Genomic DNA, 12,920 nt, shown 5'->3' with positions numbered 1-12,920 from the left:
AACTATTTCACTCCATTTCTCTATGAGAGCTCTGATTAAATGTGTAATCATTAATTAACTATTATTTAGATCTAAAAAGAGAATACTACTTTATCACTTAAAACTCAAGAAAAAAAAGGAAATTTCAAGAAAAAAAAGGAAATCTATCGATAGAAATATTATTAATAATTATGAAGGGATAATAGAATGCAAATTTAGCACTCTATTATCCCTTTATAATTATCGATTTATATAATCTAAATACATTTTTTTTGTACCAAATAATCGATGGAGTTCGATTGAATAATAAAGATTCATTTTTGTATTTAAAATTGCATTTTCTAAACGATCCTCTGGAACACGACATTTATACTTACTGATAATTTCTTGCGTCATTTCAAATAAAGAAATGGAATCTTTTCCTTTTAAAATATCTTTCATAATAATTTCAGATGAAATTTTGTACGTTGTTTTAGCAAAAAATGTAATACCTGCAAATCTATATGAATGAATCCGCCCAGGACGTTTTATAATATTTTCATAAAATACATTATCAAAACCATAGTCATCTACTTCATGATAAAAACCTTCACCTTTTATAGAAGCCAATGTAAATAGCTCTTCCCCAACGTATTTTTCAATAGCCGTTTTATAAGAGACTATGTCTTCTCTCGATACTTTGGCTTTTCGCATTCCTTTCTCAGTTAAATAGATTGTATCTTCAACTCGTAATAGTTTATATGCATTTTCAAGGTTTTCGATTTTTCGTTTCGCCAGTGATGTTTGAAATATTGTATCTACTCTACTATCAAAATAGTTACTTTTTAAAATCTTCCCTTCTAGATACTCACTAATATCCAAAATCTGATTTTTTACTACAAACGTATTTTGAATATGATAACCATGTTGTTTTAAATTTTTTTCTTTTATATCACTTGCAGTAAAATTACTTTTTTCTTGCTTACCCAGATTTATTATTTCATCAATAGTATAAACCTCTTTAGACAAAATTTCTTGCCATTCAATATGTTGATTAATATCAAATTTTTTTCTACTCTCAGTTCTTGTAGGTGTAACTTCCTTTATATCTTTCAAAATCCCACCTATATACGATGCATTTATCCAATAGGCTTGTTTCGTAATCATTTGACCATCTGGTAACTCAACAATATCATTACCATCTTTTGCTTTAGGACGCACATGTACAACCTTATTCATTTTAGATCCTGGTAAGTTATTTGTTTTTATATATGTAGCCCCGTGTTTTTTTAACTCAATTTTCACCCCCTCATTTAAAATCTTTCTTAAGCATTCCCAAAAATCAAAAACATCTTTTTCCAATATTTCTATAGGCATCTGCCACAGTTTAAACCCTTTAAAATATACATCCTTCCCAATACTCTGGAATACAATAAAACAAAATAAAGTATTTCTAAATTTATTATAAATAAAGCTATTTTCCCATTTCTCTGAATGTACTCCTATAAAATCTATTTGTTCAAATGACATAGATTCCTTAGGTACTCCATTTCCCTGTAGTCTTACAGTTTTAATTGCTAAGGTACGCCCATCAACTTTATCTTTTTGATTTATTTTACTTTTCTTTAAAAATTGATTTACCACCATTACAACCGATAACTTTCCTTTTAACAAATCAAAATTCATACCTAAATCTTCAGCTATTTTCTCTATTGTTTTCCCATAATATGCTTGCCATTCTTTTTCAAGCTTTTGATTAAATTGCTCTAGATTCATTTTCCTACCCCTACTTTCTATAACAGTGGTGTTAATTTAATAAATTTATAAAACTACCACTGTTTTAAATCCTTTATTATTTTAATAATTTTATTCTATTTATTTTTAAAAGATGGTGAATCCTATCATTAGGGCTTTAGTTATCCCTCACAATCCCCTCCTTCACTATAAATCATTTTATACTCTCTTCTATACAAAATAAATAACCTGACCTCTATATAAAATAGTAGTCAGGTTATTTAGCATCGGCCATAGTTCTTTTTATACAACTATGCCTACTTTTTAAAGACCCAGGCTCAGTTGGACAAAATTCTTCAGCTTTTCCTCTGTATTAATCTCCAAAATCCTTTTTCCCATTCGCTCCACCAAATCAACCACTAAAGCATTTCCCATACAAAAGTACCTATTTCTTTGTGGCATACCAGTATTTGTCCAGTCCATCGGGAAACCATTTAACAATTCACATTCAACTGGTGTTAAATATCTTAGTCTTTTTGTATAAGGATCTTCTATTACATGTGAACTTCTATTACATGTCCCTTCACTTGTTAACATTGTACGTCCAGGCTTTTCTAAATCATCAGGGAAAGCCATTCCTCCCTCAGAGTAGAAATATTTATGACCCGTCGCCTTTGATACTCTTTCTTCTTTTTTAGGACCTTTAAGATACTTCAGTTCCTCAAATTCCGTTCTTCCCTTTTTGTTAACCTTATCCATTTTCAAATAATACGATTCATCTGCAGGGCCAAATTTATCATATACCTTTTGAACAACTTCACCTAAAGTCTCTGCATTTTCAGTTACTGGAACTAATTCTTCCGTATATACTTGTCCATCCATCATTACGCCAGAATTATAGTATTCAGCTTTAAATGTATCAGAAACCTCAATAATATCGACTGGCAACTCAAATTGCCCTCTTTTTTTGTTTTCTTCAGGTGCTTCATGCACATTAAAAATTGGAGCGAAGAATCCATTTCCACACAATATCTCTAAAGGCTTCATTTTACTTTGAACAGACGTGAAATGAGATTCTTTTAAATACGCAAAAATAAATACTCTTCGTCTTCTTTGAGAATTTCCATAATCCGCAGCGTTAATAACTCTCCATTCCACTACATATCCTGCGTCTCTAAAGCTCGCCAGCATAATAGAAAAATCACGACCTCTTTGTTTTGCTGGTGATTTCAACAATCTATCTACATTCTCTAACAAAACAAATCTTGGCTTGCGAGAATTAACTATGTTCATTATCTCCCAAAAAAGAACACCTTTTTTTCCTTGTATTCCTTTTTCATTTGATAAAGTACGTGCTACAGAATAGTCTTGACAAGGGAATCCACCTACTAATAAATCATGCTCAGGTATTTCCGGCCAAGCTTCTGCTATATCTTTATTTACATGTATTCCTTTATTTTTAAAGCGAGTTGCATAACAATTAAATGCATGTTGTGCTTTAGTTGAGGGCTCCCACTGGTTTCCCCAAAGAACTTCAAAGTTTTCGTTTGCTTCTAGTCCTAATCTAAAACCTCCTACTCCCGCGAAAAGTTCTACTACTTTCACCATAAATACACGAACATCCTTTCGGTATTTTATTTATCTATGCTTCATTATAATAAAAAGTGAGGAAAAGATCAACTATAACATTTCAAGAACCATACTTTTTTATAATTTCTTATTTTGGCTTGTAACAATTAAGAAAACAGTTCGCTACTATATCAATAGTATAAAGGAATAAACTTCCCTTGAACAGATCCAATATAGCCCTTATCTAATAAAACAAATCGTCTTTTCCTTCTTATAAATTTTTACTTATATAAAATTGAAACAGCTTTTAATTATAGCATAACTTTAATATGTAATGTTTAAAATCATACAACGCAGCACCGGATACAGAAAGGAGATTATTATGGACTACACTACAATAGAAGAACTAATGAAAAAAGCACATGAGGCTGAAGGAAAAACATTTGGTGAAATTGATTCCACTAATCGACTTGCAAATGCTAAATCAAAAGGTGGACTAGGACAAGTAATCGAGGAAAGCTTTTTTGGATATGAAGTCAATTCAAACGCAGAAGCTGACTTTAAACACCTTGGTATTGAACTTAAAGTAACTGCATTTAAACAAAATAAAAACGGTTCATTATCAGCCAAAGAACGACTAGTCTTAAATATTATCAACTATATGGAAGAAGTTCATACACAATTTGAAACCTCAAGCTTTTGGAAGAAAAACGAAAAACTACTATTAATGTTCTATGAATGGGTACCTGGTGTAGACCGTAAAGATTTTCACATTACAAAAAGCCTTTTATTCACCTATCCCGAAGCTGATTTAGAAATAATTAGACAAGACTGGGAAACCATCGTAAATAAAATTCGTGCCGGCAAAGCACATGAATTATCCGAAGGTGATACAAACTATTTAGGAGCTTGTACAAAAGGTTCCAATAAAAATTCACTCCGCTCACAACCACGTTCTGAAATTCCAGCAATGCAAAGAGCTTTTTCATTAAAGCCGTCTTATATGACGGCACTAGTTCGCAGATATATTCAAAATAAAGAACTAGTAAGTTTTGTAACAGCTGATGAACTAAAAAAACAATCTTTAGAAGAAATTATTCACTCTAAATTCGAATTATACATAGGATTAACTGATGAAGAGATTGCTCAGAATTTATCAGTAGACTACAAGCCTAGAAATAAAAGTTTTGTTCCAAACTTAGTAAGTTCCTTATTAGGGATTAAAGGAACCCGTCTTGATGATATCGAAGAATTTGCTAAAGCAAATATACAATTTAAAACAATTCGTTTAGAACCAAATGGGATACCTAAAGAAAGTATGTCATTTGAAACAATTAATTTTAATCAATGGTTGAATGAAACTTGGGAAGAAAGCTATTTACGCGAACGTTTTTATGAGACAAAGTTTTTATTTGTTATATTTGAATTTAGGCAAACAATAAAAGAAAATCCAAACCGTAAACTTTATTTGAAAGGCATTAAACTTTGGAATATGCCTGTTCATACAATCGAAATTGAAATTAAACATTTATGGGAAGAAGTTAACAAAATAATACGAGAAGGAATTCAAATCCAATATAAAAAACGTGGTAATAATGAAATCGAAACAAATAATCTACCAAAAACTAAATTTAATGGCGTTGCCCACATACGACCCAAAGGACAAGATGGAAAAGATAAGATCCTACTACCTGATGGACAAAAAATCACGAAGCAGTGCTATTGGCTGAACAATTCCTATATAGCTACTATTATTGATGATAATTTTAACCAATAATTATCAGTATTTAGAATCCGAAGTATTTAAAACAAAAATATAAACAAATCCCTTTTAAACTGATATGTTAGTTTAAAAGGGATTTTTCATTTAAAGAAAAATCATACGCCATACCGTAAGATGTACTAATTCTTACTATCCCCCACTAACTCTCCATACTCCTGACTACTCTCCTCCAAAAACCCCCTACTCTCCCCACTATCCTTATAATAAGAATTCCAACCCCGCTCCCTCAAAATCCCCTTCCAACTATCACTCTCAACCATCTTCTTAATCACACCATCCCAATAAGCAACCTCTTCCTCCGTCATATCTTTCGGGCCCATGATCCCTTTCCAGTGTTGGAAGATGACGTCGATTCCTTGTTCTTTCCATGTTGGGATTTCTGGTAGTCGGTCTAGGCGTTTTGGTGCGGATACGGCTAGTATTTTTATTTTGCCGGCTTTGTATTGTTTTTCGGCTTCGGATAGGGTCATGGTTGCGGCGCCTATTTGTTTGTTCGTTAGGGCGTTTATGATTTTTTCTTTGTTTTCGTAGACGAAGAATTGTAGTTCGGCAGGGTTTATGCCGAATGCTTTGCTTACTTGTACGAATGATAGGTGATCGTCGTTTCCTAGGCCTGGGGCAACGCCTAGTTTGAAGTTTTTCTTGTTTTGTTTTAGTTGTTTCATTAGTTCGTTTGCGTTTTCTATGTTTGAGTCTTTTGAGACGACAACGACTTCCCAATCTGACGCGAGTGTTGCGAGCGGGGTGAAGTCTTTATATGTTAGTTTACTGTGGCCTAGTAGGTTGTTCGTTATGAGTAAGCTTGAGTTAATCGCCAGTACGTGACCGCCTTTTTGTTTCGTATATTTCCATCCGACATCACCGCTACCACCTACTTTGTTTGTGACTGTGATGGGTTTTGTGAAGATTTTTTCTTCTGTGAGCGTTTTTTGCATCGCTCGTGCTGTTAAGTCCCATCCTGCTCCTTGAACGTTTGGTGCAACAATCTCCACTTCTTCTATGTTCACTTTATTCGTGTGCGTTTTTTCTACAGAACAACCAGCTATTACTCCTGTCATAATCCATATACATAGTAATAATCGTTTTTTCATATTCCTCGTCCTATGCGATATTTTCTTTCTGGTCGTCCGATAATGCCGTATGTGTACTCTACTGTGCATTCGTTTGTCGCTACTAAGTATTCTAAGTATCTTCTTGCGGTTGTTCTGGAGGCCCCCATTTGTTCTCCCATTTCTTCTATTGTAATGCCCTCTTCGAATCCTTTTATAATCCCTTTCACTTTTTGCAGTGTTAACGGATCAACACCTGTCGGTAAGTTTTTTATGTCTTGTGTTTGCGAAATGCCGAAGAAGTTATCGATGAGTGCTTGATTCACTTCATTGTTACTATGTAATAATTGCTTCTTTCTTTTATAGTCTTCAATTGTGCGAACGAATTTTTCTAACGTGACCGGTTTTATAAGGTAATTGCTTACGCCATTTCGAATTGCTTTTTCTAACATATGGTTTTCATTTGCCGCTGTAACCATAATGACGTCAACGTTTGGAAAGTCGGCATGAATTTTCGGTAATAAGTCTGTACCAATTCCGTCTGGTAAATAATTATCTAATAGAAGTAAATCGATTTCTTCTCTTTGTAGTAGTTCCATCGTTTCTTTCGCGTTCAATGCTTTTCCAATTACTTTTACGTCCTTTATTTTTAATAAAAACTCTTCCTGAATTTGCGCGACGCGGAAATCATCTTCTGCAATTGCAACCTTCAACATATGCCCATCCCCCTGTTTGTCATGTACTTTCTCTCAATGTTTTCGGAAGGTAAATTGTAAAAATCGCTCCCCCATTTTTCTCGTTTTGAATTTCAATTGTTCCCTCTAGTAGGTCTACCATTTCTTTCACATTCGCTAGTCCGTAACCACGATCATTTCCTTTCGTTGAAAACCCTTTTTGAAAAATAGTCTTGATTTTTTCAGCTGGTATCCCTGCACCGCTATCTATCACTTCAAACACAATGTCATGTCCAATATCCGTAACAAAGAAGGAAACATTCTTCTCCTCTTGCCCACTCACCGCATCAAACGCATTGTCGATTATGTTTCCAAGAATCGTAATAAGGTGCGAAACTTTTATATGGTCTGGTAACGGATGAAGCGCACTATCTCCTTCAATATGAAAATCAATTTTCTTCTCAGATGCTGTTCCGATTTTCCCTAATAAAATAGCTTGTACTTTCGCATCATGAATTTGATGAAATAAAATATGGTTTTGACTTTGATGAATATTAGATTCTTGCTGGATAAATTCAATCGCTTCTCTGTAGTGCCCTAACTGAAGTAATCCTGATAAGACGAAAAGTTTATTTGTAAATTCATGCGTTTGAGCACGTAAGTCCTCTGAATACTTTCTTACCTCCGATATTGTATTCACTAAATTTTGCAGCTCCGTTTTATCTCTAAAGCTACATACAACGCCTACCGTACTATTGTTTTCGAGTATCGGCGTCATGTTTAAAATAAACACTTTATCTTGAAACGCGATTTCTTGATCGTTTTCTAGCACTCTTTCCATATTAAATTCTGGTAAAACTTTTGAAATGTGCTGCTGCATATAATCACCATTTACATGAAGCATCTCTTCTGCCGACGTATTCATCATCGTAATAAAACCGTTTTGATCAATGGCGATAATTCCTTCTTTTATAGATAGTAGTATCGCACTTCGTTCCCGGTATAGCGCTGCGATTTCATTCGGCTCTAAACCGAGTGTATCTTTCCGAATGCTACGTGCTAAAAGGATGCCACCAACAATGCCGGCTACTAATACCGCTAAAGAAAAGAGTATAATTTCTTTCGTTCTGCTCAGTATGTTAGATTCGATACCTTTTATTAAAAACTCTACTGTCACAACGCCTACGACTTGATCGTAGTCTCCGTTATGAACAATAATGGGCGCCTTCGCCATTAAAGCAGGACCACTTTCACCATTTCCTTCGAGCGTATAATAGCCACCAAAAGTGAGTGCCTCATAGTTATATGGATTGTTACTCTTTGTGCCAATTAACTCCGAATTAGAATGGGAATACATCACCCCAAAGCGATCTTCTATAATGACATAATCTGCGCCAGCTTGCTCACGAACTTGTTCCGCAATGGATTGGATCGTACTTTTATGCTCGTTATTTTGAAAAGCTTCTTTTATAGCTGGCATAAAAGAAAGCGACTTCGCTGTTTGCAGTGCTAGCTGCTCCACTTGGCGCTTCGTATCAACGGACTGAATGTAAACAAATATTCCCGCTAATAGGAGAACGACAAATAAAATTAACGCGATAATTAAGCTTACTATTTTCGTTTGTAATGACACTTTGCGTGATTTCTTCATACTTCATATCCTTTGATAAAATATTCAAAACTATCAATCTCCTTTTTCTATTATTATGACAAAACGAATAATGAAGCAACTATTAAAACTCTCCATGTACATAAAGTACAAAAAGAATAAAATTGTCATAATATTGAGATTTCATTCTATAGACAGTACAATTCAACTACAATGAACACGCTTTCATATTTAACTTTTATTTCTAAGCAAGAGGAGGAATTATTATGGCTCAAGCAAAATCTAATCGAGTCGCCGGCAATATTTTTAAAGGTTCTGTCGGTAATTTAATTGAATGGTATGACTGGTACGTTTACTCTGCTTTCGCTGTTTACTTCTCAGCAGAGTTCTTTCCTAAAGGAGATCCAACGAGTCAGTTACTGAACACGGCAGCTATTTTCGCAGTTGGGTTTTTAATGCGCCCTATCGGAAGTTTATTAATGGGACGCTATGCAGATCGACACGGACGCCGGGCAGCATTAACGCTTTCGATTACGGTTATGGCCGGTGGTTCTTTAATTATCGCCTGTACACCTAGTTACGAAAGCATTGGGATTATGGCCCCAATTATTTTAGTTCTTGCCCGTTTACTGCAAGGATTATCACTCGGCGGAGAGTACGGAACTTCCGCAACATATTTATCTGAAATGGCTAGTAGTGGTCGCCGCGGTTTTTACTCAAGCTTCCAATATGTCACGCTCGTCGCCGGGCAAATGGTTGCGTTAGGCGTTCAAATTGTTCTTCAGCAATTATTAAGCGAACCAGATATGAAAGCTTGGGGCTGGCGCATTCCATTCATTATTGGAGCGATGGGTGCAGTAGCTGTATTATGGCTTCGCCGCACGATGGATGAATCAGAGCAATTCTCAAACATAAAATCACAAAAACGCGAAAGCGCAGGAACCGTTCGCGCACTTATGAAACACCCGAAAGCAGTATTAACAGTAGTCGGCCTAACATTAGGAGGCACTGTCGCATTCTATACGTACACAACATATTTACAAAAATTCATGGTAAACACAGTCGGTCTTCCGAAAGAAGTTGTAAGCTGGATTAACTTTGTCGCACTACTTATTTTCGTCGTACTTCAACCAATTGCAGGACTACTATCCGATAAAATCGGACGCCGCCCATTATTAATGGCATTCGGTATTCTTGGAACATTACTAACAGCACCGATCTTCTTCTTTATGGAAAAAACGACAGAACCAATCGTAGCATTTTTACTCATGATGGTCGGTCTCATTATCGTTACTGGTTACACTTCGATTAACGCAATTGTAAAAGCAGAACTCTTCCCAACTGAAATTCGCGCACTTGGCGTAGGTTTACCATATGCACTAACAGTTGCGATATTTGGCGGAACAGCTGAGTTCATCGCATTATGGCTAAAGAGTATCGGAATGGAATCACTATTCTACTTCTACGTAGCTGGATGTATCGCGATCAGCTTTATTACGTATTGGCGTATGGATGAGTCATCGAAGACTTCGCAGATTGAGGCAGAGCTTGGTGGTGGGGATACATTAGTTAATAATAAGTCTAGTTAAAATTATGTATTCTATAATCTTCGTTTATCTGAACTCGATTTACTTTATCTAAGAAGGCATAATTCATTAAGATATAATTTAAAAACCTCTACTTATATGTAGGGGTTTTTGTATGACGAAAAAACACGTATTATCGACAATTGCAAAAAGCCGGAGATTTTGCCAATGTAGAATCCATTGGTACTCACACCATGCGAAAAACCTTCGGCTATTGGTTCTATAAACAAATAAAAGATGTTGCTATGTTACAAGAAATTCTTAACCATAGCACACCACACATCCCCCTGAAATATATTGGAATTAATAAAGAAGAAAAAGATAATATTCTTGATACATTTCAAATTTAATTCACTTAAAATTACTATTTCAATCATCATAAAAAAGACCTTTTATTTTAAAATAAAAGGTCTTTTTTATAAACATATATGTATTAAGATTTATATTTTTTTACTGTACAAGGAATAGTTACAATGTACAAATCAATAGCATAGATTGTAACCCAGATACCTTTACCTTCAGCTTCTAACTTTTTATCTAGTTGAGACAAATGCTCTGAAACTTTTCTTTTTCCCCATCTTCTAGGAAACCATTGAAAAACCTTAGGAACATTATATTTTTTATTATACCAAGTATTCAATCTCCAAAAAATGAAAAAAACCAAAACAATAATTATGATACGAAAAATATCAGAATATGAAATTCCTAAAACCATATTATATTTTCTCCATTTTCACTAAAACTCAGATAATTTACTTCTTAATTCTAATTCATCCTCTGTTTCGAAACCCTTAAATAATAAATGAATTATTTGATTATGATTAAAAAACACATTATATTCTTTTGATAAATTACCATGAGGATATGGACAAGAAACATAATCGCATAATTTATTATCAGCTTGTTGTTGCTTTCTTCCATAAATCATAAGAGGTTGATTAATTTCTTCTATAAGAGCTACAGAACCAATTGGTAATAATTAGCCTCCAATTGGAAAATAAGGGACAAACAAGGACAATCTACTCAGCTACCCTAAGATTTTAATGGTTTAATATTTTGATTTTCAAGTTTGCCTTCACAAATTCCTGTTAACACTGATAATAAGAAAAACAGGCCGTAACGGGCGATCAATTTGATCATAAAGGTCATACGCTTCGCCAAGTGGAACATCCGAATCATGTGGTTGTTCACCCTGTAACAATTACTAACAGCGCTTAGAAAACATTTGGATAAATAAGAGGCAAATAAATGATTAAAAAGTTGTAACCCCTACTATAAGAAATACTATTATTACCAAAGGAAGAATGATAATCATAAAGGATATTATTATTGTTAATAATGCTTTCCATGCTGAAAATTGGTGTGCTTCTCCTAAACATTTTAAGGAAATAATGATTGTCCAAATTCCAATAACTATATCAATTATGGCAAAAATAAGAAACAAAATCGTTAAAGTTATGCTACTCTCCATTTTCGGTGTCTCACTCGTAAAGTTTTCTATCCCAAACAAGAAAAATGAAGGCACCCAAACTAATATAAGAGAGTAAACGTAAGGGATATAAGAATAGGCAACTGAGTAACGTGTTTTCTCAAAGGTACCTTGTCCACCAAGTTTTTTTGCCACCCAATTAAATAACGCTGGTAGCAAAAAATAATAAATTAAGAAAGCAACGAAGGTGCCGAATATAACCATTGAGATTAATGAAACTGGACTACTTATTGAATCCGCCATATTTTTAGAAGATGCTCGATCTAAAGTCTGTACGAATGAGCCTAATAAAATGAGTAAAAACACATTCTTAGGTTTGGATATAAAAATTTCTTTCATTGTATCACGTGGTTTTGTCCAAATAGAGAACCAAGGATTGAGTGCACGTTTAAATTGATTTTCTGGAGTTTCCATATAAAAAACATTCCCCTTTCTTAAAATATATTAAATATAATTTCCTAATCATTCCAGTTATGTACATATAAATATTAAAGCATAAATAGTCGATTATTTAAATGTAAATATTCAATTATTTAATTTCATCTGAAACTTAGGGGAGTGCTCCTTAACAATTCCCTCCATATTGCCTTGCATTTTTAACTATGAGCTGAGTAGTTACTTTCATTTTTGAGTACCTCACATTCTTTAATACATTGTATAAACAGTTATCATTTTATCATTTTATACATCTTTTATTGCTATAAGCCTCGTAAATGGCTTCCATAAGAAGAATGCAATTATACACTTGAAATGCAACAAATCCTCTTTAAAATCCTATACGTATTTTCCCTCCATCTTCTATATGCTTACGTAAATAATAATACTTATGGAGTTCTATAATCATATAAAACAAAGCAAACGAAAACACTGTGCATGCAGACATAAATACAATTGCCCCCATCTGTTGTGTTGCAATGCTAAGAATTATATTAGCAATTAACTGCCCCAATCCCGCTGCAATAGCTGCTACTTTTACACCACCAGTTCCTTTCGATGATTTTGATTTTTTTCTTGGTTCCTGAAGTTTTTCAATATGATTTTTATAAAAATGATACAAAGCAAAACTATACAAACCAAATGAAAGAATAAAATAGATGGGAGTTTGTAATTGTAACACTTCATAAGCATATTTTTGAGTTATAACCAATAATCCGACTGAACATATGGCGCCATATACTCCTCGAAATAGAGTGTATTGTAACTGTCGTTTCCGAGGATTTATAGCAATCAATATCGCCCACAAATTTAAAAAAATAACTGGAGGAGTTACTATATATACATAGAGTAATCGAAAAGGATTCGCAAAAGCAGGCAAAAGAACAAACACATCCGCCCCCAAAAGGACAAGACCAATTACGTGGACTCTTATTTCATTTACAGGATAAAGAGCCATATAATGTGCAAAAGCTTTCTTATTAAAATCTAGACTTTTTTTCATATTAATTAAACCACCCTGCTATTGTTGACCA

Annotated in this window: 11 protein-coding genes and 1 pseudogene; 3 read left to right on the top strand and 9 right to left on the bottom strand. The window is 34.0% G+C overall.

The window, feature by feature from the left end; translation table 11 throughout:
• Positions 1 to 219 precede the first annotated feature (219 nt).
• Both MKY21_RS04860 and dcm read right to left on the bottom strand, forming a co-directional pair.
• The gene (locus tag MKY21_RS04860; protein ID WP_149185843.1) at positions 220 to 1,734 is read right to left on the bottom strand and encodes a MutH/Sau3AI family endonuclease; all 1,515 of its coding nucleotides are present in this window, start codon (positions 1,732 to 1,734) and stop codon (positions 220 to 222) included.
• Positions 1,735 to 2,016: 282 nt separating this feature from the next.
• Positions 2,017 to 3,300, bottom strand: a complete 1,284-nt coding sequence (gene dcm / locus MKY21_RS04855) for a DNA (cytosine-5-)-methyltransferase (RefSeq protein WP_098537922.1) — start codon at positions 3,298 to 3,300, stop codon at positions 2,017 to 2,019.
• 343 nt (positions 3,301 to 3,643) lie between these two features.
• On the opposite strand from dcm, the gene MKY21_RS04850 reads away from it, so the two are divergent.
• Positions 3,644 to 5,038, top strand: coding sequence for a Sau3AI family type II restriction endonuclease (locus tag MKY21_RS04850; RefSeq protein ID WP_149185845.1), 1,395 nt, complete (start codon positions 3,644 to 3,646; stop codon positions 5,036 to 5,038).
• A 125-nt stretch (positions 5,039 to 5,163) separates the two neighbouring features.
• Here MKY21_RS04850 and MKY21_RS04845 read toward each other — a convergent pair whose 3' ends face one another.
• Genes MKY21_RS04845 through MKY21_RS04835 form a run of 3 tightly spaced genes read right to left on the bottom strand, consistent with a single transcriptional unit; the run spans position 5,164 to position 8,418 of the window.
• Positions 5,164 to 6,135, bottom strand: coding sequence for a tripartite tricarboxylate transporter substrate binding protein (locus tag MKY21_RS04845; RefSeq protein WP_341075590.1), 972 nt, complete (start codon positions 6,133 to 6,135; stop codon positions 5,164 to 5,166).
• Complete coding sequence (locus MKY21_RS04840; protein WP_341075588.1) at positions 6,132 to 6,809, bottom strand: response regulator; 678 nt, start codon at positions 6,807 to 6,809, stop codon at positions 6,132 to 6,134. Before MKY21_RS04840 ends, MKY21_RS04845 begins: the two co-directional genes overlap by 4 nt.
• 19 nt (positions 6,810 to 6,828) lie before the next feature.
• Positions 6,829 to 8,418: a sensor histidine kinase gene (locus MKY21_RS04835; protein ID WP_341075586.1), complete on the bottom strand. Its 1,590-nt coding sequence runs from the start codon at positions 8,416 to 8,418 to the stop codon at positions 6,829 to 6,831.
• A gap of 224 nt (positions 8,419 to 8,642) precedes the next feature.
• On the opposite strand from MKY21_RS04835, the gene MKY21_RS04830 reads away from it, so the two are divergent.
• Both MKY21_RS04830 and MKY21_RS04825 read left to right on the top strand, forming a co-directional pair.
• Entirely contained in the window at positions 8,643 to 9,965 is a 1,323-nt protein-coding gene (locus tag MKY21_RS04830; RefSeq protein ID WP_001984230.1) for an MFS transporter, read from the top strand.
• 131 nt (positions 9,966 to 10,096) lie between these two features.
• Positions 10,097 to 10,312 (top strand): annotated as a pseudogene (locus MKY21_RS04825) (tyrosine-type recombinase/integrase); the annotation flags it as partial.
• A gap of 83 nt (positions 10,313 to 10,395) precedes the next feature.
• On the opposite strand, the gene MKY21_RS04820 reads toward MKY21_RS04825, so the two are convergent.
• From MKY21_RS04820 to MKY21_RS04805, 4 genes are all read right to left on the bottom strand, one after another.
• On the bottom strand, positions 10,396 to 10,677 hold the full coding sequence (locus MKY21_RS04820) for a hypothetical protein (RefSeq protein WP_000242739.1): 282 nt from the start codon (positions 10,675 to 10,677) through the stop codon (positions 10,396 to 10,398).
• 21 nt (positions 10,678 to 10,698) lie between these two features.
• On the bottom strand, positions 10,699 to 10,890 hold the full coding sequence (locus tag MKY21_RS04815; RefSeq protein ID WP_000639126.1) for a DUF4176 domain-containing protein: 192 nt from the start codon (positions 10,888 to 10,890) through the stop codon (positions 10,699 to 10,701).
• Positions 10,891 to 11,214: 324 nt separating this feature from the next.
• On the bottom strand, positions 11,215 to 11,865 hold the full coding sequence (locus MKY21_RS04810) for a Yip1 family protein (RefSeq protein ID WP_000449722.1): 651 nt from the start codon (positions 11,863 to 11,865) through the stop codon (positions 11,215 to 11,217).
• 352 nt (positions 11,866 to 12,217) lie between these two features.
• Positions 12,218 to 12,889: a hypothetical protein gene (locus MKY21_RS04805; RefSeq protein ID WP_341075581.1), complete on the bottom strand. Its 672-nt coding sequence runs from the start codon at positions 12,887 to 12,889 to the stop codon at positions 12,218 to 12,220.
• Positions 12,890 to 12,920: the final 31 nt, after the last annotated feature.

It is taken from the genome of Bacillus sp. FSL R9-9497, assembly GCF_038005805.1.
GTDB classification, from domain to species: Bacteria; Bacillota; Bacilli; order Bacillales; family Bacillaceae_G; genus Bacillus_A; species Bacillus_A cereus.
This window is presented reverse-complemented; position numbering and strand designations above follow the sequence as displayed.